This window comes from Variovorax sp. 38R, assembly GCF_014843395.1.
GTDB lineage: Bacteria > Pseudomonadota > Gammaproteobacteria > Burkholderiales > Burkholderiaceae_C > Variovorax > Variovorax paradoxus_H.
In genome coordinates, this window is record NZ_CP062121.1 from 644,093 (window position 1) to 664,118 (window position 20,026).

Genomic DNA, 20,026 nt, shown 5'->3' on the forward strand with positions numbered 1-20,026 from the left:
TTGATGGTGAAAAGTTTCGTCGATGGGGCCCTGCGTGCACCGGATGATTCAGCCCACGCCAAGGAAATTCCCTCCGAAAGCGATTGTGAACCGAATCGAATATCTAAGTACTCAACCCTGTCGAAGGAGCCTCTCATGACCGTCAAAGCAACCCCCACCGCCGGCGCCACGCTGCTCACCCCCACCGATCACACGCTGGTGATGATCGACTTCCAGTCGCAGATGGCCTTTGCCACGCACTCGATCGATGCCGTGAACCTGCGCAACAACGCCGCGCTGGTGGCGCAGGCGGCGGCCGGCTTCAAGGTGTCGACCATCCTCACGACCGTGGCCGAGAAGAGTTTTTCGGGCCCGATGTTCAGCGAGATCACCGACGCCTTCCCCGGCCAGAAGATGCTCGACCGCACCTCGATGAACACCTGGGAAGACGCCGCCGTGATCGACCGCGTGAACGAAATCGGCAAGCCGCGCATCGTGCTGGCGGGCCTGTGGACCAGCGTGTGCATCGTGGGCCCGGCGCTGTCGGCGCTCGACCAAGGCTTCGAGGTGTACGTGATTGCCGATGCCAGCGGCGACGTCTCCACCGAGGCGCACAACCGCGCGATGGAACGCATGGTGCAGGCCGGCGCGCGGCCGATGACCTCGCTGCAATACCTGCTGGAGCTGCAGCGCGACTGGGCGCGTGGCGACACGTACGAGCTGACGACCGGCATCGCCAAGAAGGTGGGCGGCGCGTACGGTCTGGGCGTGACGTACGCCAAGACCATGTTCGGCGCGCACGAAGGCTGAGCGCCAGAGCACCCGGAAGGCCGACCGACCATGAAGACCTATGTCGTTTCCCTCGCGCTCGGCCTGCTGGTCGGCGTGATCTACGCGCTCTTCCAGGTGCGCTCGCCGGCGCCGCCGGTGATCGCCCTGGTGGGCCTGCTGGGCATCCTGCTGGGCGAGCAGATCCCGCCGCTGGTGCGGCAGGTGTTCGACCGGCCGGCCGCCACCTCGTGGCTCCAGCACCAGGTCAAGCCGCACGTGTTCGGCGAACTGCCCACCTGCGTGAAGGCCGAAGCGGTGAAGACCGCCGCCGCCCGCCCCTCGGAGCGGAGCGACGCATGAGCTCGCAAGACCCGCAACGCCGTCACTTTCTTGGCGCCCTTGGCGCCCTCGCAGCCACCTCCATCGCACCCGCATCGACCATGGCCCACACCGAAAACCCCACCCCCGACCTCATCCTGCGCAACGGTCGCTTCACCACGCTGGACCGTGCCAATCCCACGGCCGACGCGGTGGCGATCAAGGACGGCCGCTTCACCCGCGTGGGCCGCGCCGAAGACGTGCTGCCGCTGGCCGGTAGCCGCACCCGCGTGATCGACCTGCAAGGCAAGCGCGTGCTGCCGGGCCTCATCGACAACCACCTGCACATCATTCGCGGCGGGCTCAACTACAACATGGAGCTGCGCTGGGACGGCGTGAAGAGCCTGGCCGATGCGATGGGCATGCTCAAGCGCCAGGTGGCGATCACGCCAGCGCCGCAGTGGGTGCGCGTGGTGGGCGGTTTCACCGAGCACCAGTTCGTCGAGAAGCGCCTGCCGACCCTGGCCGAGCTGAACGCGGTGGCGCCCGACACGCCGGTGTTCATCCTGCATCTGTACGACCGCGCGCTGCTCAACGGCGCCGCGCTGCGCGCCGTGGGCTACACCAAGGACACGCCCGCGCCGCCCGGAGGCGAAATCGTGCGCGACAGCGCCGGCAACCCGACCGGCCTGCTGCTGGCCAAGCCGAATGCGGCCATCCTGTACGCCACGCTGGGCAAGGGGCCGAAGCTGCCGTTCGACTACCAGCTCAACTCGACGCGCCACTTCATGCGCGAGCTCAACCGCCTGGGCGTGACCGGCGCCATCGACGCGGGCGGTGGCAACCAGAACTTCCCCGACGACTACGAAGTGATCCGCAAGCTGCACGACGACGGGCAGCTCACGATCCGCCTGGCCTACAACCTCTTCACGCAGAAGCCCAAGGCCGAGAAGGACGACTTCCTGAACTGGACGGCGAACTCGACTTACAAGCAGGGCGACGACTACTTCCGCCACAACGGCGCGGGCGAGATGCTGGTGTTCTCGGCGGCCGACTTCGAGGACTTCCGCCAGCCGCGCCCGGAGATGGCGCCCGAGATGGAAGGCGATCTCGAAGGCGTGGTGCGCATCCTGGCGCAGAACCGCTGGCCCTGGCGCATGCACGCGACCTACGACGAAACCATCAGCCGGTCGCTCGACGTGTTCGAGAAGGTCAACAAGGACACGCCGCTGGCGGGCCTGAACTGGTTCTTCGACCATGCCGAGACGATTTCCGAGCAGTCGATGGACCGCATCGCCGCGCTCGGCGGTGGGGTGGCGGTGCAGCACCGCATGGCCTACCAGGGCGAGTATTTCGTCGAGCGCTACGGCCCCGGCGCGGCCGAAGCCACGCCGCCGGTGAAGCGCATGCTGGAGCGCGGCATGAAGGTGTCGGCCGGCACTGACGCGACGCGCGTGGCCTCGTACAACCCGTGGGTGTCGCTGTCGTGGCTGGTCACGGGCAAGACGGTGGGCGGCATGCAGCTGTACCCGCAGCGCAACTGCCTGGACCGCGAAGGCGCGCTGCGCATGTGGACCGAGAACGTCACCTGGTTCTCGAACGAAGAGGGCAAGAAAGGCCGTATCGAAGCCGGCCAGCTCGCCGACCTGGTGGTGCCCGACCGCGATTTCTTCGCCTGCGCCGAATCGGAGATTGCCGACACGACCGCGCTGCTCACGATGGTGGGTGGCAAGGTGGTCTACGGCGCCGGGCCGTTCGCTCCGCACGACGAAGGCAGCGTGCCGCCCGCCATGCCCGACTGGTCGCCTGCACGCACCTTCGGCGGCTACGCCGGCTGGGCCGACAAGGCCGAAGGCGCGCCGCTGCAGAAGGTGATGCGCAACGCTGCGATGTCGTGCGCCTGCGCCAACGACTGCAACGTGCACGGCCACCAGCACGCGACGGCATGGAGCAGCAAGCTGCCCATCGCCGACCTGAAGAGCTTCTGGGGCGCGCTGGGTTGCGCCTGCTGGGCGGTGTGATGAAAGCGATGCACTGGACCCTTTCACCCGCTGTGCGCTGGATCGCTTTGTTGCTGCTGTGCGCGGCCTACCTGCAGGGCGGCCTGAACAAGGCGATGGACTTCAACGCCGCCCTCGCGGAGATGAACCACTTCGGCCTGTCGCCGGCCGGCCCTCTGGCCGTGGCGGTGATCGTGCTGGAGCTGGGCGCCGCGGCGCTCATCCTCGTCGGCTTCTGGCGCTGGCTCGGCGCGCTCGCACTGGGCGGCTTCACGCTGATGGCGACTTTTGTCGCGCTGCGTTTCTGGGAAATGCCGTTGGGGCCCGAGCGCTTCATGGCCGCCAACTCTTTCTTCGAACACCTGGGCCTGGTCGGCGGCTTCGTGCTTGTCGCCTGGCTCGACCTCAAGGAGCGCCACGATGACTGAGCCTCAAAAGTCTGCCGGCGCTTTTGCGCCGCTGCGCCAGCCGGTCTTCGCGGTGCTGTGGGGCGCCACGGTGCTGGGCAACATCGGCAGCTTCATGCGCGACGTGGCCAGCTCGTGGCTGGTGACCGACCTGTCGGCCAGCCCGACCGCGGTGGCGCTGATCCAGACGGCGGCGACGCTGCCGATCTTCTTGCTGGCGATTCCGGCGGGCGTGCTCTCGGACATCCTCGATCGCCGGCGCTTCCTGATCTTCGTGCAGGTGCTGCTGGCCGCGGTGAGCGGCACGCTGCTGGTGCTGTCGCACACGGGCGCGCTCACGGTCGAATACCTGGTGGCGCTGACCTTCGTGGGCGGCATCGGTGCAGCGCTCATGGGGCCGACCTGGCAGTCGATCGTGCCGGAGCTGGTGCCGCGCAGCGAGCTGAAGGGCGCGGTGGCGCTCAACTCGCTGGGCATCAACATCGCACGTTCCATCGGGCCGGCGGCGGGCGGGCTGATCCTCGCGAGCTTCGGCGCAGCCGCCACCTACGGGCTCGACGTGCTGAGCTACGTGTTCGTGATCGCGGCGCTGCTGTGGTGGAAGCGCCCGGCGGCGGTCGACAGCGGGCTGTCGGAGAACTTCTTCGGCGCCTTCCGCGCGGGCATCCGCTACACGCGGGCCAGCAAGGAGCTGCATGTGGTGCTGCTGCGCGCGGCGGTGTTCTTTTTGTTCGCGAGCTCGGTGTGGGCGCTGCTGCCGCTGGTGGCGCGCCAGATGCTCGGCGGCACGGCGAGCTTCTACGGCATCCTGCTCGGCGCGGTGGGCGCGGGCGCCATCGGCGGTGCGTTGGTGATGCCGCGGCTGCGCGCACGGCTCGACGCCGACGGCATGCTGCTGCTGGCCTCGCTGCTCACGGCCGCGGTGATGGGCGCCCTGGTGTTCGCGCCGCCGCAATGGCTGGCGGTGCCGATGCTGGGCGTGCTCGGCCTGGGCTGGATCATTGCGCTGACCACGCTCAACGGGGTGGCCCAGTCAATCCTGCCGAACTGGGTGCGCGGGCGCGGGCTGGCCGTGTACCTCACGGTGTTCAACGGCGCGATGGCCGCCGGCAGCCTGGGCTGGGGCCTGGTCGCGCAGCAGATCGGCGTGCCGGCCACGCTGGTGGCGGGCGCGGTGGGGCTGGTGGTGATGGGCCTGGTGTTCCACCGCGTGCGGCTGCCCGCCGGCGAGGCCGACCTGCAGGCCTCGAACCACTGGCCCGAACCGCTCCTGGCTGAGCCGGTGGCGCACGACCGCGGGCCCGTGATGATCCAGGTCGAGTACCGCATCCGCAAGGAAGACCGACCGGCGTTCCTCGATGCAATGAAGCGGCTGTCGCTCGAGCGCCGCCGTGACGGTGCCTACGCCTGGGGCGTGCAGGAGCACACGACCGACGCCGAGCGCGTGATGGAGTGGTTCCTCGTGGAATCGTGGGCCGAGCACCTGCGCCAGCACCACCGCGTGTCGCACGCCGATGCCGACCTGCAGGCCGAGGCGCTGCGCTTTCACATCGGCCCGGGCAAGCCCGAGGTGCACCACTTCCTGGCGCTCTGAGCGGCGCGGATTCTGCTTCTTCCTGCCTTCTTTTTATTTGTCTCTCGTTCCCTTTCACCCTCTCGCCAACCTCAAGGAAAAACCATGACCACACTGACCCTTCGCGACGGCACCGAGCTCTACTACAAGGACTGGGGCAGCGGCCAGCCCATCGTCTTCAGCCATGGCTGGCCGCTGAGCGCCGACATGTGGGATGCCCAGATGCTGTTCTTCGCCGAGCGCGGCTACCGCGTCATCGCGTTCGACCGCCGCGGTTTCGGCCGGTCGAGCCAGCCCTGGACCGGCTACGACTACGACACCTTCGCCGACGACATCGCCGAGCTGATCGAAACGCTCGACCTGAAGGACGTGATCCTGGCGGGCTTCTCGATGGGCGGCGGCGACGTCACGCGCTACATCGCGCGCAAGGGCAGCGCCCGCGTGGCCAAGCTCGCGCTCATCAGCGCGGTGACGCCGCTCTTCATGAAGACGCCCGACCACCCTGTGGGCCCCGAGGCGTCGCTGTTCGCGGGCATCCGCGCCGGGCTGGCCGCCGACCGGCCGCAGTTCCTCGACGACTTCAGCACGCTGTTCTACGGCACCAACCGCCCGGGCGCGAAGGTGTCGCAGGGCGTGTTCAAGCAGACGCTGCAGATCGCGCTGCAGGCCTCGATCAAGGCCACCATCGACTGCGTGACGGCGTTCTCAGAGACCGACTTCCGCCCCGACATGGCGAAGATCGACGTGCCCACGCTGGTGATCCACGGCGACGACGACCAGGTCGTGCCCTTCGAGGCCACGGGCAAGCTCGCGGCCGAAATGATCAAGGGCAGCCAGCTCAAGGTGTACGCCGGCGCGCCGCACGCCACCTGCACCACGCACGCGGCGCAGGTGAACGCCGACCTGCTGGCGTTCATCCAGGGCTGAGGCCGGGCACGCACACACGCGCCGAAAGGGCCGCGCCCTGCAGTCTGTGTAAATAGTCTGCTGGCCGCTTAGATCGAGATGCCCCGCGAGAGCGGGGCATTTTTCATTGGGCGAGCGATTGCCCCAAGGGCCTCAGCCCCGCAGCGCCTGGAGCATCCAGGGCGCTCCCTTCATGTTGAACACCCGCTTCAGGTTGTAGGCCATCACAGCCAGGCTGAACTCCGCACGCGCTCCGCTCGTGTGCCTCATCAGCAATCGCGCATTGCCCAGAATGAGGTACTTGATGCTGGCGAAGGGGTGTTCCACCGTCTGGCGCCTGAGCGCCATCATCCAGGGCTGAGCGGCCAGCCGGCTCGCATTGGCCTCAAGCGCCTCTTCGTGCAGGTGGCGCGAGACGAAGCGCTGGCGCGCCGTGGTGCATTTTGGTTTTTGCTCACAGTCGGCGCAGTCGCTCGGCTGCGCTGCGTAGACCACCATCTTGTCCTTGCGCGAGAGCTGCTTGCGCTTTAGGGCACTGCCCGCCGGGCAGGTGAAGCTGTCGCTGGCCGGGTCATAAACGAAGGCGCTGCGCTGGTACAGGTTGCCGCCGCCCTGGTGGTTCACCGAACGCTCGCCCGCCACGTAGCTGGTGATGCCCTGGGCGTCCAAGGCTGCAATGTGCTCCCCATTGGCATAGCCCGCATCGGCCACCACCGTGCAGGGCTGCTGCAGCACCTGGCTGGCCGCCTCGGCCATGGGCTGCAACTGGCGCTGATCGTTCACCTCGCAGACCACCTCGTGCGCCACGATCAGGTGACTTTGCGTCTCCACCGCCGTTTGCAGGTTGTAGCCCGGCTGGCTGTTCAGGCTGCGCATCGGGCGGGCCTCGGGCTCCCCGTTGACGATGGTGCTGGCACCGCTGCGCATGAGTTGCTGGGCCTGATTGGCGATAGCGCGGCCCTCGGCCTTCAGGCGCTCCAAGGCCGCGCGCACTTCATCCGGCGTGCCAGGGCCGCCTCCGGGCCCATCGCCGCCCTGGTCATCCTCACTGTCCCGGCTGTCTAGCAACCGCAGATAGGCTGCGATCTCCTGCGCGTTGCGCTGCGCCTGGGCAGCCAGCTCGCGCTGGCCCACCACCGCCTTGCGCGAGGCCACCGCCTGCACCTTCGAGCCATCGATGGCCACTGTCGATCCACGGATCAGCCGGCTTGCCCGCGCGAACTGCACGAAGGCCGCACAGCTGGCCACCAGGGCCGCCGTGTTCTGGCGCCTGAACTCGGCGATGGTCTTGTGATCCGGCGCCAGGCGCCCCAGCAGCCACATGCACTCCACGTTGCGGTGGCACTCGCGCTCCAGCGCCCGCGAGGAACGGATCGCGCTCAGGTAGCCCCAGATGTACAGCCGCAGCAGATCCCCTGGGTCGTAGGGCGGTGTTCCCAGTCGCTGCGCCTGCGCCTTGGCAAAGCCCAGTGCCTTCAGGTCCAGTGCCTGCACCCAGGCATCCACCACTCGAACCAGCGCGTTCTGGTCCACGAGCTCATCGAGCATCAGTGGGAACAACGTTGCCTGTCCCCGCGCCTGTCCGTATCGATGTCCCATTGGTCAGCCTCCAATGAAAAATGCCCCTCAGACAAACGCCTGAAGGGCACTTCTCGCGGACTCAGCGATGACTATTTACACAGACTGCCTGCGGCCCTTTCGGCGCGAAGGGCGGCGCCGGTGGCGATAATCCGGCGATGCGAATCCGCTTTACCAAGATGCAGGGAGCCGGCAACGATTTCGTCGTGCTGGACGAAACGCGCGGCACGCTGGGCCTCACGGCCGCGCAGTACCGCTTCCTGGCCGACCGCCATTTCGGCGTCGGCGCCGACCAGATCCTCACGGTGCGCCCGTCGCCCGCTGCAGGCATCGACTTCCAGTACGTGATCCACAACGCCGACGGCGGCGAGGTGGAGCAGTGCGGCAACGGGGCGCGCTGTTTCATGCGCTTCGTGAGCGAGCACGGCCTGACCGACAAGAAAGACGTGCGCGTGCAGACGCTGGCCGGCGTGATCGAGCCGCGCACGGGCGACGACGGCCGCGTGACGGTCGACATGGGCGCCCCGGTCTTCGAGCCGGCGCGCGTGCCCTTCGACACGGCCGGGCTCGACCCGCAGCACGAAGGCGCGTGGCAGAAGTGGCACCTCGCCTTGGGCACCCGGGCCGGCAGCGCTATCGTTTCGGTAGCGGTGCTGTCGATGGGCAACCCGCACGCGGTGCAGGTGGTCGACAACGTCGACACGGCGCCGGTGGCCGAGCAGGGCCCGCAGATCGAGCACCACCCGCGCTTTCCGCAGCGCGTGAACGCGGGCTTCATGCAGGTGGTCGACCGGTCGAATATCAAGCTGCGGGTGTTCGAGCGCGGTGCCGGCGAAACGCTGGCCTGCGGCACGGGCGCCTGCGCGGCGGTGGTGGCAGGCATTCGCCTGGGGCTGCTGGATTCCCGCGTCGACGTGCAGACGCACGGCGGCATTCTCACGATCGAGTGGCAGGGCGACGGCCGGCCGGTGCTCATGACAGGACCGGCCACGACGGTGTTCGAGGGCGAGATCGACGTGCCCGACATTTCGGAACAGCCATGACCCCATTCACCCACGACAACAACGCCATGAACCCGATCACCGAAGACGACATCGCGAACTACCTGTCGAACACGCCCGACTTCTTCGAGCGCCACGCCCAGCTGCTGGCGCAGGTGCAGCTCACCAGCCCGCACGGCAACCGCGCCGTGAGCCTGCAGGAGCGCCAGGCCGAGATGCTGCGCGAGAAGATCAAGGCGCTGGAGCACCGCCTGATGGACATGGTGCGCCACGGCACCGAAAACGTCGTCATTGCCGACCGCCTGCAGCGCTGGACCAAGGGCCTGCTGACCACGCGCGACCCGCGCAGCCTGCCGTACCGCATCGCGGTCGACCTGCAGTCGCTGTTCCTGGTGCCGCAAACGGCCATCAAGGTGTGGGACTGCGGCACCGAGTACCTGAACGAAGCCTATGCCCAGTGGGTGAGCGACGACGTGAAGGCGCTGGCCACCTCGCTCACCTCGCCTTATTGCGGGCTCAACTCGGGCTTCGAGGCGGCCAACTGGCTGCCCGAGCCGCAGGGCGCCGCATCGATCGCGCTGATTCCGCTGCGCGCCGACGCCGAGTCGCCGGCCTTCGGCCTGCTGGTGCTGGCCTCGCCGGACGCGCAGCGCTTCAACGCCGAAATGGGCACGGACTTTCTCGAGCGCATCGCCGAGCTGTCATCGGGCGCGCTGTCGCGGCTGCGCCCTTGAGCGGTCCCAGCAGCCGTCCCGCGCGACGCGGGTGGCGCCGCCGGCCCTGGCTGGCTGGCCTGTGCATGGTCTTGCTGGCTGGCGTGCTGACGTACGTCGTCATCGCGGGCGTGATCTGGGAGCGTGCCGAGGCCGCATTGGCCGGACCCCTACCGCGCGTGGCCGACGTGGCGCTGGTGCTGGGCAACCGTGCGTACCTCGACGGCAAGCCGAACCCCTGCCTCACGGGCCGGGTCGACCAGGGCATCGTGCTGGCACGCGCCGGTCGCGTGCAGACGCTGGTGTTCTCGGGCGGCGTCGATGTCGAAGACGGCCGCATCGAAGCCGAGGTGATGCGCGACCACGCCACGGCCGAGGGCTACACGGGGCCGATGGTGCTGGAGTCGGTGTCGTCGTCCACGCGCGCCAACCTGTCGCTGTCGCGCACGGTGCTGGAGGCGAACGGTGTGCGCAGCGTGATCATCGTGTCGGAGCCGTACCACCTGTGGCGCATCGAGCGGCTGGTGCGTGCCAGCGGCTTCGACCAGGCCTTCGACGTGCAGTACGCCGCCGCGCCCACCTCGTGCTGGCGCCGCTGGGGCATGCTGTTCAAGGGCGCGTTGCGTGAGCCCGCGGCCATCGTGAACAATGCATCGCTCGGTTATCTGTTCTAGCTAGCGCGGCCCCGGGCAGCGCACGGAGCACGACGACACCATGGAATGGATCGACAAATACCTCGAACACGTGCGCGTGGAGCGTCGGCTCGCGCCGCGCACGGTCGAGCTGTATGCGTTCCACCTGCGCGCGCTGACCGACCACGCGGCCGAGGCCAACCTGCCGCTGGACCGCGTGCAGACGGCGCACATCCGCCGCTGGATGGCTCAGCTGCACAGCGCCGGGCGCGAGCCGCGCGGCATTGCGCTGGTGCTGTCCTGCTGGCGCAGCTTTTACCGCTGGCTCGGCCATGAAGGGCTGATCGGCTTCAACCCGGTGCAGGACGTGCACGCGCCCAAGGCGGGCCGGCCGCTGCCGAAGGCGCTGGGCGTGGACGACGCAGTGCGCCTGGCCGAGCTGTACGACCCCGAGGCTGACCCCTGGACCGAAGCGCGCGACGGCGCCATCGTCGAAGTGCTCTATGGCTGCGGCCTGCGCGTGAGCGAGCTCACGGGGCTCGACGCACAGGCGAGCGGCACGGCGCGCGGCTGGGTCGACCTGGACGCGATGGAAGCCCATGTGCTCGGCAAGGGCAGCAAGCGGCGCAGCGTGCCCGTGGGCAGCAAGGCGGCCGAGGCGCTGCGCGACTGGCTCGCGGTGCGCGGCGAGCGCCAGGAGCCGGCGCTGTTCGTCAGTGCGCGCGGCGCGCGCATGTCCTCGCAGGCGGTGTGGAAGCTGCTGCGCGAGCGCAGCCTGAAGGCGGGCCTGGCCGCGCCGGTGCATCCGCACATGCTGCGCCACTCGTTCGCGAGCCACGTGCTGCAGTCGAGCAGCGACCTGCGCGCGGTGCAGGAGCTGCTGGGCCATGCCAACATCGCGACCACGCAGGTCTACACGCGGCTGGATTTCCAGCACTTGGCCAAGGTCTACGACGCGGCGCATCCGCGCGCCAAGGCCCGGCCGGAGAAGGACGGCAAGTAGCCACCGTCCGCAGCTTTTCTTTTCGTTTTTTATTTCTTCTTTCATTCATCCGTTCTCCCATGAAAACCCTTCGCCTCAAGCCGGGCAAGGAGCGCTCGCTCCAACGCCGCCATCCCTGGGTCTTCGAATCCGCCATTGCGCGCGGCGGCGCGGACTCGGGGGAAACGGTGCGCGTGGAGTCGCACGACGGCAACTTCCTTGCGTGGGCGGCCTTCGGCCCCACGTCCAAGATCCGGGCACGGGCCTGGAGCTTTGATGAGAAGCAGCGCATCGACGCTGCTTTTTTTTCCACGGTCTGTGCGCGCGCGGTGCATGCGCGCGGCCTGTTCGACCTGCAGAGCGACGGCATGCGGCTGGTGCACGGCGAGGCCGACGGCCTGCCGGGGCTGATCGTCGACCGCTACGGCGACACGCTGGTGGCGCAGTTCCTGTCGGCTGGCGTGGAGCGCTGGAAAGACGTGCTGGCCGATGCGCTGCTCGCGGCCACGGGCCTGACCAAGCTGTATGAGCGCTCCGACGCCAGCGGCCGCGAGCGCGAAGGCCTGAAGCCCGTCACGGGCTGGCTGCGCGGCGAGGGCGAGACCCAGATCACCATCCGCGAGCACGGCTGGCAGCTGTCGCTGGACATCGCGACCGGCCACAAGACCGGCTTCTACCTCGACCAGCGCGACAGCCGCCAGCGCTTTGCCGAGTTGGCGCAACACCGGCGCTTTCGCCGCGTGCTCAACTGTTTTTGCTACACGGGCGGCTTCACCGTGGCGGCGCTCGCGGGCCTGAAGGCGGCCGGCGCGCTCGACGGGGCTTCGCTGGTGTCGGTCGATTCGTCCAAGCCCGCGCTCGACCGGGCCCGCGCGCACCTGGCGCTGAACGGCTTCGAGGGGCAGGGCATTGCCACGGAGTTTCTCGACGCCAACGTGAACACGGTGCTGCGCGAGTTCATCGACCAGGGCCGCACCTTCGACGCCATCGTGCTCGACCCGCCGAAGTTTGCGCCCACGGTGCTGCACGCCGAGCGCGCCGCGCGCGCCTACAAGGACATCAACCGCCTCGCGCTCAAGCTGCTGGAGCCCGGCGGCGTGCTGCTCACGTTTTCGTGCTCGGGCGGCATCAGCGCCGACCTGTTCCACAAGATCGTGGCCTCGGCCGGGCTCGACGCCGGCGTGGACGGTTACATCGCCGAACGCCTGGGCGCCTCGCCCGACCACCCGATGACCATCGAGTTCCCGGAAGGGGAGTACCTGAAGGGGCTGGTGGTGGTCCGAAAGCCGTTGTGAACGGGGGCTTGACCCCGTCGGCAACGCAACTCAGTGGCATTGGCTAAACTGCCCGCCAACCCCCGCCTTTTTCTGTTTTCCGCTTTCGGAGCACTTTTCCATGGCCCTCATCCCCGCGACCATCCTGACCGGCTTTCTCGGCTCGGGCAAAACCACGCTGCTCAAGCGCATCCTGACCGAGGCCCATGGCCAGAAGATCGCGGTCATCGAGAACGAGTTCGGTGAAGAGAACATCGACAGCGACATCCTCGTGACCGAGTCGAAGGAGCAGATCATCCAGATGAGCAACGGCTGCGTCTGCTGCACCATCCGCGAAGACCTGCGCGAGGCGCTGCAGCTGCTGGCCGCCAAGAAGCGCCAGGGCCTGCTCGACTTCGACCGCGTGGTGATCGAGACCACCGGCCTGGCCGACCCCGGCCCCGTGGCGCAGACCTTCTTTATGGACGACGAGATCGCCGAGAGCTACCTGCTCGACTCGATCCTGACGCTGGTCGATGCCAAGCACGCGCCGCAGCAGCTCAACGACCGCCAGGAAGCGCGCCGCCAGGTGGGCTTTGCCGACCAGATCTTCATCAGCAAGAGCGAGCTGGTGTCGGCCGAAGAGACCGACGCGCTCATTCACCGCCTGAAGCACATGAACCCGCGCGCGCCGCAGCAGAAGGCGCATTTCGGTGATGTGCCGCTGAAGGACATCTTCGACCTGCGCGGCTTCAACCTGAATGCCAAGCTGGACATCGACCCGGACTTCCTGAAGGAAGAAGAGGCGCACGACCACCACGACCATGACCACGCGCATGGCGAGGCGTGCGACCACCCCTCGCACAAGCACGAGGGCCACGGTCACCATCACCACACCGATGACGACGTGAAGAGCTTCGTCTACAAGGCCGACCGGCCTTTCGACCCGGCCAAGCTCGAAGACTTTCTGGGCGCCATCGTGAACATCTACGGCCCGCGCATGCTGCGCTACAAGGGCGTGCTGAACATGAAGGGCACCGAGCGCAAGGTGATCTTCCAGGGCGTGCACCAGCTCATGGGCAGCGACCTGGGCCCGGAGTGGGGCAAGGACGAGGTGCGCCAGAGCCGCATGGTGTTCATCGGCATCGAGCTACCGCGCGAGATCCTGGAGCAGGGGCTGGAGCAGTGCCTGGTCTGAGCACGCGCGCGTGAAATGAAAAAACGGCGCTGACCGCGAGGTCAGCGCCGTTTTTCATGGGGCAGGAATTGGTTACTTGCCGAAATTCCCCACCGGCTTGCCGATGAGCTTGAGCTGGCCTTCGCTGAACTCGACCTGGCTGACCACGTCGTCGCCCGCGCGCTTCACGTAGCCGTTCTCTTCGGCCTGTTCGATCAGGCCCGCGACCATTTCAGGCGGCGGCGTCTGGCCGCTCTCGGCGCCGGTTTCGGCCAGCTTCTCGATCCACTTCACGGGCACGCGCGCGTTGGCCTTGAGCACGCCGCGCTGGAGCAGCAGCGTGTTGCCGGGCAGCTTCAGGTCTTCGTCGGTCACGCCGGCGAGGGCCACCGAGTAGCTGATCTCGGCGCTCTGGCCGCCGATCTCGATCAGCATGCGGTCGAGGCCGGCTTCGGGGCTGTGCTTGGCCATGGCCTTGAGGTCGGGGGCGAGCTGCTTGATCAGCGCCTGCATCGCGTCCTTCTGGCCCTTGCTGCGCTGGCCGCAGCCGGCACCGTCGGTCGACTGCAGCCAGGCGTCGGCCAGCTTCTTGTAGCCGGCCGCCTGGATGCGGCGTGCGCTGCTGGCGATCTCGAACTTGTCGATGGCGGTCTCGTTGACCTTGCCCTTGCCCTTGAAGGCGCCTTCGGAGGCGTACAGGCCGTCCTTGATGGTGGCTTCGGCAATCAGGTCGACGTTCTGCAGCAGCACCTTGATCGACTTGGCGGGGGCGGCGCCCTCGCCGCCGGGGAGCAGGCCCTTGGGCGCGTTCAGCTCGAAGCTGTCCAGACGGCCTTCGGACTTGCCGGTGGCCAGGAGCCAGCCGGCGCTGCCGTCCATGTCGGCCTTGGCGGTGAACTTGCCCACCTTCACCTGCACGCCCTTGGAGGCGGTGCTGATGTCCATGCCCGGCATGGTCATGTCGTAGCGCAGGCGGGTGCGGGCCGCGTCCATGTCCAGGCGGGCCTGCGCGCCTTGCCAGGCGAACTCGCCCTTGCCTTCTTCGGCCAGCTTGGCGGGCGCGACCGTGAGGTCGCTGGTGAAGCCGCCGCCGAAGCCGACCTTGGTGTGCGCGGTCACCGGCTTGGCCTTGCCGAACAGCTTTTCGGCCTCGGCCTGCGCCTTGGCGTCGAGCACCAGTTCGCTGTCGATGACGGCCGCGGCCAGCGTGCCGCCGGCGAACGGGCCGTGGTGGATGGTGTCGCGGAAGGTGATGCGCACGGGCTTGGGCGGCGTGGCCTTGGCGTCGCTGTCGTCTTCGGTGGGTTCTTCTTCGTCGCCTTCGGTCGTGGCCTGCGCGACGTCGGTCGTGTCCGCGGCCGGCGCGGCGGCGGGTGCCGATGCGGCAGGGGCGGTGGCGGCTTCGGCCTCGGCCGGGCAGCCCAGTTCGAGCGTCACGGTGCTCACGGCGCCGAAGAAGTTGTGCTCGTAGCTGCGCTCGATCACGCGCACCAGCGCGGTCTGCTTCGGCAGTTCGCCGAGGGCGACGTCGTAGCTCGATTTGATTTGCGTGCCGGCCCACCAGGTGCTGCCGCCATAGGCAACGACGATGGCCGCGGCCAGGACTCCCAATGCTGTTTTCTTGTTCAAGATTGCTTTCCGATCGGTTGTTTGAAGGGCCGCCGCGCTGCCTCCCGCGGCGCGCGGCGTGCCTGCGCCACCCCCTGTGGCGGCGCCGCGCGATGCTACCGGAGCAGGGCAGTGCGGTACCCGATGGCGCTGCGTTTCGAGTTCTCTATACAATCGCGCGCCTGTTCCGGGAGCCATGCTTCGTCCACAGGGGCGAGATATGACTTACGGCACGGGGCGCCAAGGGTTTTTGGCGGGCTTTCGGGGGTATAACCCCGGGGTTCGCCCACCTGCGGACGCCCCCCGACACGTGGAGCCCGCGCGGCCTGACACCCGCAACGACTCCCTTGGGAGGAGACACCCAGTGAAAGCGCGTTCCAGTTCGTACAAGGAGCCAGTCACCGTGAAGAAACCCGCCGTCAAGGCCACGCCAGCCACCAAGCCCGCCGCAAAGAAGGCGCCGGCTGTAAAGGCTGTACCCGCGGCGAAGAAGGTTTCCGCCACCGCTGCTGCCGCCCCTGCCGCGAAAGAGAAAAGCGCTCTCAAAAAGCCTGCGGCAACCCCGGCCAAGACCGGGACCGCGGCTGCCAAGAAGTCCGCCAAGCCCGCAACCAAGTCCGCGGGCACGGCGCCTACGTCATCCCAACCGGTCGGCCGTTCTGCGGCCACCCTTTCTGCTCCCCCGACCCCCATGAAAAAAACGGCTGCCGCCTCTTCTTCCGCCCCGGCGACACCCTCGATCCCCGCTACGCCCGCTCCCGCCGCGCGTGGTGGCCGCGTGTCCCGGCTGTCGCAACTCACCGTGCCCTCGATGCCGCAATCCGTGGCGTCGACCGCCGCCAAGTCCAGCTTCTCGCAGGCGCCTTCCACCGCGCTGGTGCCGCCGCCGCCGCTGGCCGTCAAGAAAGACCCGAAGCTGCTCAACAACTGGAAGACCAAGACGCCCGCCGAACTGAGCGACGCCGAGGTCATCGCGATGCCCGACGACGAGTACATGAACGACAAGCAGATGGCGTTCTTCCGCCTGAAACTCGTCGAACTCAAGCGCGGCATCCTCGAGAACGCCGGTGAAACCACCGAGCACCTGCGCGAAGACACCGTGGTCGTGCCCGACCCGGCCGACCGCGCCACGATCGAGGAAGAGCACGCGCTCGAGCTGCGCACGCGCGACCGCGAACGCAAGCTGCTCAAGAAGATCGAGCAGTCGATCCAGCGCATCGACGCCGGCGACTACGGCTACTGCGACGAGACCGGCGAGCCCATCGGCGTCGGCCGCCTGCTGGCCCGCCCGACCGCCACGCTCTCGCTCGAAGCGCAACAGCGCCGCGAGCTGAAGCAGAAAATGTTCGGGGATTGAGCCGCAGCAAGGTAGAGAGAAATTCGCGCTTTCGATAACCTTCTCTGAATGGCAAAGGAAGAGTCAGGCCGCCTTTTTTCGAAGGTGGCCAAGTTCGTTCGAAATCCCCTGAAAGACTGGTCGGAGCTGGACGCCCCGTCCTCCGACTCGTCGCTGCCCGAGCAGACCTACAGCCGCGAGATGCTGAAGGAAATGATCGAACGGCGCCAGCGCAACGACTTCGTGCGCCGCCGCGAGTTCGACATGCTGCGCAAGCTGCGCCAACGCGAGGCGGCAGCCCACGCTTTTGAAGCGACGGTCACGCCGTCGTCGTTCAACCTCAACAGCACCTCCGAAAAACCCGAAGGCCGCGCACTCACGCTCAAGAAGATCGACGAGATCGAAGAGCAGATGTCGCAGCAGTGGTGGAAGGGCCGCGGGCCGAACGGCGAGACGCTGGTCAATCCGCCGCCCGACGCGGGCGCTGAAACGCTGCCGCCGGTCGACAGCGGCGGCGACCAATTGCCGGCCGAGCCAGGCGCCCCGGCCGTTTCCGCACCCGTAGCCGCTGCGCCAGAGGTTGCTGCCGCAGCCGCCGTCCCCGCGCCCCAGCCGTCCCGGCTCACCCATGACGGCGCACTCGAAGAAGCGGTGATCCGCTTCGCGCACGGCGACGACACCGGCGCCGAAGCCATCCTGCTGCAGGCGCTGGCCGCCGAGCCGGTGCCTTCCGCCGACGACGGCGCCGCGGCCGCCACGGTGGAGCGCGACGACGCCCGCTGGCGCGCGCTGTTCGACCTGTACCGCGCCATTGGCGACGCCGCCAAGTTCGCAGCCGCCCGCATGCGCTATGCGCAGCGCATGAAGCGCATGGGGCCCGACTGGGTCTCGCTCGACGAGCTCGCGCGCAGCGTGAAGGCCGTCACCGCCAGCGAGGACGCCGAAGCGGCCTCCGACACCACCGGCGCCGCCGACTGGGCCAGCCCCGCACATCTCACGCGCGAAGGGCTGATGGCCCTCACGCGCGCGCTCTCGCAGGCCGGCATGGTCTGGACGCTCGACTGGCGCGCGCTCGCCGAGATCGATCCGCCGGCCGTCGCGCCGCTGCGCATCCTGTTCACCCACTGGTCCGATTCGCCGGTGCAGCTGCGCTTCTTCGGCGTCTCGCAGCTTCTGGCCGTGCTGGCCGCGGCCACGCCCAACAACGAACGCCATCCCGACGACGCCTGGTGGCAGCTGCGCCTCGCGACGCTGCGCATGCTGCACATGCCCGACGACTTCGAGCTGGTGGCGCTCAACTACTGCATCACCTACGAGGTGTCGCCGCCGTCCTGGCAAGACCCGAAGGGCGAGTGCACCTCGCTGGCCGCGCCGCCGCCGAGCCGGCCGAGTTCGGTGTGGTCGCTGCTATCGGTCGGGGGCGATTCCGAGAGCTTCCCGTCCACCGACAGCGGCTTTGCCGCGCTGGCGGGCGACCTGCGCGGCGATTCGCTGTCGTGCTGGCAGCGCCTGGACCACGACCTGCGCCACACGACGGCGCCGGTCATCTCGTGCGCGGCCCTGCTGCGCATGGACCTGGCGGCGGCCGGCACGCTGCTGAGCTGGGTCCGCGAGCGCGACGCAAATGGCGAACGGGTGCAGTTCGTCGATGCGCACCGGCTGATTGCCGCGCTCTTCGGGCTGATTGGCATCACCGACCACGCCACGGTCGCCGTCCGCAAGAACTGACCCCGGCACAGGGGCGTTCACGGCTCCTGCGCCGCGTTTTTTCCGCCAGCAGCTTGTCCGACCGCAGGGGTTGCATTGGCTGGGCCCATCCCCAGATGGCTGCGATGGAACAGTTTCACGGCACCACCATCGTGAGCGTGCGCCGCAAGACCCCCCAAGGCGATCAGGTCGCCATTGGCGGAGACGGGCAGGTCACTCTCGGCAACATCGTCATCAAGGGCACGGCGCGCAAAGTGCGCCGGCTCTATCACGGCAAGGTCCTGGCGGGGTTCGCCGGCGCCACCGCCGATGCCTTCACGCTCTTCGAGCGTTTCGAGGCCAAGCTCGAAAAGCACCAGGGCCACCTGACCCGCGCAGCGGTCGAGCTCACCAAGGACTGGCGCACCGATCGCGTGCTGCGCAAGCTCGAGGCCATGCTGGCCGTGGCCGACGCCACGACCTCGCTCATCATCACCGGCAATGGCGACGTGTTGGAACCCGAAGACGGCGTGATCGCCATCGGTTCGGGGGGCGCGTACGCCCAGTCGGCGGCCAAGGCGCTGATCGACAACACCGACCTGTCGGCCGAGCAGATCGTGCGCAAATCGCTGGCGATCGCCGGAGAAATCTGCATTTACACGAACATGAACCACACGGTGGAAGCGCTCTGACCATGTCCATGACCCCCCAGGAAATCGTCTCCGAGCTCGACAACCACATCGTCGGCCAGCCCGCCGCCAAGCGCGCCGTGGCCATTGCACTGCGCAACCGCTGGCGCCGCCAGAAGGTCGACGACTCGCTGCGCCACGAGATCACGCCGAAGAACATCCTCATGATCGGCCCGACGGGCGTCGGCAAGACCGAAATCGCCCGCCGCCTGGCCCGCCTGGCCGATGCACCGTTCATCAAGGTCGAGGCCACCAAGTTCACCGAGGTGGGCTACGTGGGCAAGGACGTCGACTCGATCATTCGCGACCTCGCCGAGATCGCCGTCAAGCAGACGCGCGAATCCGAAAGCGTGAAGGTGCGCGCGCGTGCCGAGGACGCGGCCGAAGAGCGCATCCTCGACGCGTTGCTGCCTCCGGCACGCGGCGCCGATGGCGCAGCGCCCGCACTCGACAGCCCCAACCCGACGCGCCAGGCCTTCCGCAAGAAGCTGCGCGAGCACCAGCTCGACGACAAGGAGATCGAGCTCGACCTCGCCGAAACCCGCGCGCCGCTGGAGATCATGGGCCCCGCCGGCATGGAGGAAATGACCGAGCAACTGCGCGGCATGTTCGGCCAGATCGGCGGCGGCAAGCGCAAGACGCGCAAGCTCAAGATCGCCGAGGCGATGCGCCTGCTGATCGACGAAGAAGCCGCCAAGCTGGTCAACGAGGACGAGATCCGCACGCAGGCGATCGCCAACGCCGAGCAGAACGGCATCGTGTTCATCGACGAGATCGACAAGGTCGCCACGCGCAGCGAAGCGCAGGGCTCCGACGTCTCGCGCCAGGGTGTGCAGCGCGACCTGCTGCCGCTCGTGGAAGGCACGGCCGTGTCGACCAAGTACGGCGTGGTGCGCACCGACCACATGCTGTTCATCGCGAGCGGCGCCTTCCACCTGAGCAAGCCGAGTGACCTCATTCCCGAGCTGCAGGGGCGCTTTCCGATCCGCGTCGAGCTGCAATCGCTCTCGGTGTCGGACTTCGAGAGCATCCTCACGCAGACGCGCGCGTCGCTCGTGAAGCAGTACCAGGCGCTGCTGGCCACCGAAGGCGTGACGCTCGACTTCACGCCCGACGGCATCACGCGGCTGGCGGCCATCGCCTTCGAGGTGAACGAGCGCACCGAGAACATCGGCGCACGCCGGCTCTCGACCGTGATGGAGCGCCTGCTCGATGAGGTAAGCTTCGATGCCACCCGCATCGAGGGCCAGACGGTCCGCATCGATGCCGCTTACGTCGACGAGCGCCTTGCGGCACTAAGTCACGACGAAGACCTTTCGCGCTTCATCCTCTGAAGCCGCCTCCCTCGGCCCCTGTAACGGGGTCGTCCTTCACGCATCACTTTCACTGCGTGAGCTAAGTACTTCATTTTCAACAC

Annotated in this window: 18 protein-coding genes; 16 read left to right on the forward strand and 2 right to left on the reverse strand. The window is 67.9% G+C overall.

Annotation, left to right across the window (positions count from 1 at the left end):
• Positions 1-135: 135 nt before the first annotated feature.
• From IG196_RS02860 to IG196_RS02885, 6 genes are all read left to right on the forward strand, one after another.
• The gene (locus tag IG196_RS02860; RefSeq protein WP_099795055.1) at positions 136-789 is read left to right on the forward strand and encodes a hydrolase; all 654 of its coding nucleotides are present in this window, start codon (positions 136-138) and stop codon (positions 787-789) included.
• Positions 790-819: 30 nt separating this feature from the next.
• The gene (locus IG196_RS02865) at positions 820-1,110 is read left to right on the forward strand and encodes a DUF1427 family protein (RefSeq protein WP_192194951.1); all 291 of its coding nucleotides are present in this window, start codon (positions 820-822) and stop codon (positions 1,108-1,110) included.
• A gap of 80 nt (positions 1,111-1,190) precedes the next feature.
• Positions 1,191-3,089, forward strand: coding sequence for an amidohydrolase (locus tag IG196_RS02870; protein WP_225617058.1), 1,899 nt, complete (start codon positions 1,191-1,193; stop codon positions 3,087-3,089).
• A gap of 8 nt (positions 3,090-3,097) precedes the next feature.
• Complete coding sequence (locus tag IG196_RS02875) at positions 3,098-3,496, forward strand: DoxX family protein (protein ID WP_192194953.1); 399 nt, start codon at positions 3,098-3,100, stop codon at positions 3,494-3,496.
• Positions 3,489-5,069: an MFS transporter gene (locus tag IG196_RS02880; protein ID WP_192194954.1), complete on the forward strand. Its 1,581-nt coding sequence runs from the start codon at positions 3,489-3,491 to the stop codon at positions 5,067-5,069. The genes IG196_RS02875 and IG196_RS02880 overlap by 8 nt, the downstream gene beginning before the upstream one ends.
• Positions 5,070-5,153: 84 nt before the next feature.
• Positions 5,154-5,975: an alpha/beta fold hydrolase gene (locus tag IG196_RS02885; RefSeq protein ID WP_192194955.1), complete on the forward strand. Its 822-nt coding sequence runs from the start codon at positions 5,154-5,156 to the stop codon at positions 5,973-5,975.
• Between the two features lie 132 nt (positions 5,976-6,107).
• On the opposite strand, the gene IG196_RS02890 is transcribed toward IG196_RS02885, so the two are convergent.
• Positions 6,108-7,553 carry an IS1182 family transposase gene (locus IG196_RS02890; protein WP_192194956.1) on the reverse strand — a complete coding sequence of 482 codons (1,446 nt, stop codon included), beginning with the start codon at positions 7,551-7,553 and terminating at the stop codon, positions 6,108-6,110.
• Positions 7,554-7,690: 137 nt separating this feature from the next.
• Here IG196_RS02890 and dapF point away from each other — a divergent pair, with 137 nt between their 5' ends.
• The 6 genes from dapF (at position 7,691) to IG196_RS02920 (ending at position 13,311) form a co-directional block, all read left to right on the forward strand.
• Positions 7,691-8,575, forward strand: a complete 885-nt coding sequence (gene dapF, locus IG196_RS02895) for a diaminopimelate epimerase (RefSeq protein ID WP_192194957.1) — start codon at positions 7,691-7,693, stop codon at positions 8,573-8,575.
• On the forward strand, positions 8,572-9,267 hold the full coding sequence (locus tag IG196_RS02900) for a DUF484 family protein (RefSeq protein WP_099795061.1): 696 nt from the start codon (positions 8,572-8,574) through the stop codon (positions 9,265-9,267). The genes dapF and IG196_RS02900 overlap by 4 nt, the downstream gene beginning before the upstream one ends.
• Positions 9,268-9,332: 65 nt before the next feature.
• Positions 9,333-9,920 (forward strand): YdcF family protein, encoded by a 588-nt coding sequence (locus tag IG196_RS02905; RefSeq protein ID WP_192194958.1) that lies wholly within the window; start codon positions 9,333-9,335, stop codon positions 9,918-9,920.
• A 40-nt stretch (positions 9,921-9,960) separates the two neighbouring features.
• On the forward strand, positions 9,961-10,881 hold the full coding sequence (locus IG196_RS02910; protein ID WP_192194959.1) for a tyrosine recombinase XerC: 921 nt from the start codon (positions 9,961-9,963) through the stop codon (positions 10,879-10,881).
• Between the two features lie 59 nt (positions 10,882-10,940).
• Positions 10,941-12,155 carry a class I SAM-dependent rRNA methyltransferase gene (locus IG196_RS02915; RefSeq protein WP_192194960.1) on the forward strand — a complete coding sequence of 405 codons (1,215 nt, stop codon included), beginning with the start codon at positions 10,941-10,943 and terminating at the stop codon, positions 12,153-12,155.
• A gap of 100 nt (positions 12,156-12,255) precedes the next feature.
• Positions 12,256-13,311: a CobW family GTP-binding protein gene (locus IG196_RS02920; protein WP_192194961.1), complete on the forward strand. Its 1,056-nt coding sequence runs from the start codon at positions 12,256-12,258 to the stop codon at positions 13,309-13,311.
• 72 nt (positions 13,312-13,383) lie between these two features.
• Here IG196_RS02920 and IG196_RS02925 read toward each other — a convergent pair whose 3' ends face one another.
• A complete protein-coding gene (locus IG196_RS02925) occupies positions 13,384-14,919 on the reverse strand; it encodes a YdgA family protein (protein ID WP_225616909.1) in 1,536 nt (511 codons plus the stop codon).
• A gap of 670 nt (positions 14,920-15,589) precedes the next feature.
• Between IG196_RS02925 and dksA the strand changes: the two genes are divergently transcribed.
• The 4 genes from dksA to hslU all read left to right on the forward strand — a co-directional run bounded on the left by dksA (position 15,590) and on the right by hslU (position 19,943).
• The gene (dksA, locus tag IG196_RS02930; RefSeq protein ID WP_101491210.1) at positions 15,590-16,255 is read left to right on the forward strand and encodes an RNA polymerase-binding protein DksA; all 666 of its coding nucleotides are present in this window, start codon (positions 15,590-15,592) and stop codon (positions 16,253-16,255) included.
• A 48-nt stretch (positions 16,256-16,303) separates the two neighbouring features.
• On the forward strand, positions 16,304-17,962 hold the full coding sequence (locus IG196_RS02935) for an STAS domain-containing protein (protein WP_192194963.1): 1,659 nt from the start codon (positions 16,304-16,306) through the stop codon (positions 17,960-17,962).
• Positions 17,963-18,066: 104 nt separating this feature from the next.
• Positions 18,067-18,612 (forward strand): ATP-dependent protease subunit HslV, encoded by a 546-nt coding sequence (hslV, locus tag IG196_RS02940; protein WP_042578379.1) that lies wholly within the window; start codon positions 18,067-18,069, stop codon positions 18,610-18,612.
• 2 nt (positions 18,613-18,614) lie between these two features.
• Positions 18,615-19,943 (forward strand): ATP-dependent protease ATPase subunit HslU, encoded by a 1,329-nt coding sequence (gene hslU / locus IG196_RS02945; RefSeq protein WP_192194964.1) that lies wholly within the window; start codon positions 18,615-18,617, stop codon positions 19,941-19,943.
• Positions 19,944-20,026 lie beyond the last annotated feature (83 nt).

Excerpts from the sequence above, each read along its gene's own strand:
- IG196_RS02920 (WP_192194961.1), top strand. The coding sequence starts at position 12,256 with ATGGCCCTCATCCCCGCGACCATCCTGACCGGCTTTCTCGGCTCGGGC.
- IG196_RS02865 (WP_192194951.1), top strand. The coding sequence starts at position 820 with ATGAAGACCTATGTCGTTTCCCTCGCGCTCGGCCTGCTGGTCGGCGTG.
- IG196_RS02905 (WP_192194958.1), top strand. The coding sequence starts at position 9,333 with ATGGTCTTGCTGGCTGGCGTGCTGACGTACGTCGTCATCGCGGGCGTG.
- hslU (WP_192194964.1), top strand. The coding sequence starts at position 18,615 with ATGTCCATGACCCCCCAGGAAATCGTCTCCGAGCTCGACAACCACATC.
- IG196_RS02875 (WP_192194953.1), top strand. The coding sequence starts at position 3,098 with ATGCACTGGACCCTTTCACCCGCTGTGCGCTGGATCGCTTTGTTGCTG.
- IG196_RS02880 (WP_192194954.1), top strand. The coding sequence starts at position 3,489 with ATGACTGAGCCTCAAAAGTCTGCCGGCGCTTTTGCGCCGCTGCGCCAG.
- IG196_RS02910 (WP_192194959.1), top strand. The coding sequence starts at position 9,961 with ATGGAATGGATCGACAAATACCTCGAACACGTGCGCGTGGAGCGTCGG.
- IG196_RS02885 (WP_192194955.1), top strand. The coding sequence starts at position 5,154 with ATGACCACACTGACCCTTCGCGACGGCACCGAGCTCTACTACAAGGAC.
- IG196_RS02900 (WP_099795061.1), top strand. The coding sequence starts at position 8,572 with ATGACCCCATTCACCCACGACAACAACGCCATGAACCCGATCACCGAA.
- IG196_RS02860 (WP_099795055.1), top strand. The coding sequence starts at position 136 with ATGACCGTCAAAGCAACCCCCACCGCCGGCGCCACGCTGCTCACCCCC.
- dapF (WP_192194957.1), top strand. The coding sequence starts at position 7,691 with ATGCGAATCCGCTTTACCAAGATGCAGGGAGCCGGCAACGATTTCGTC.
- IG196_RS02870 (WP_225617058.1), top strand. The coding sequence starts at position 1,191 with ATGGCCCACACCGAAAACCCCACCCCCGACCTCATCCTGCGCAACGGT.
- IG196_RS02915 (WP_192194960.1), top strand. The coding sequence starts at position 10,941 with ATGAAAACCCTTCGCCTCAAGCCGGGCAAGGAGCGCTCGCTCCAACGC.
- dksA (WP_101491210.1), top strand. The coding sequence starts at position 15,590 with ATGAAAAAAACGGCTGCCGCCTCTTCTTCCGCCCCGGCGACACCCTCG.
- hslV (WP_042578379.1), top strand. The coding sequence starts at position 18,067 with ATGGAACAGTTTCACGGCACCACCATCGTGAGCGTGCGCCGCAAGACC.
- IG196_RS02890 (WP_192194956.1), bottom strand. The coding sequence starts at position 7,553 with ATGGGACATCGATACGGACAGGCGCGGGGACAGGCAACGTTGTTCCCA.
- IG196_RS02935 (WP_192194963.1), top strand. The coding sequence starts at position 16,304 with ATGGCAAAGGAAGAGTCAGGCCGCCTTTTTTCGAAGGTGGCCAAGTTC.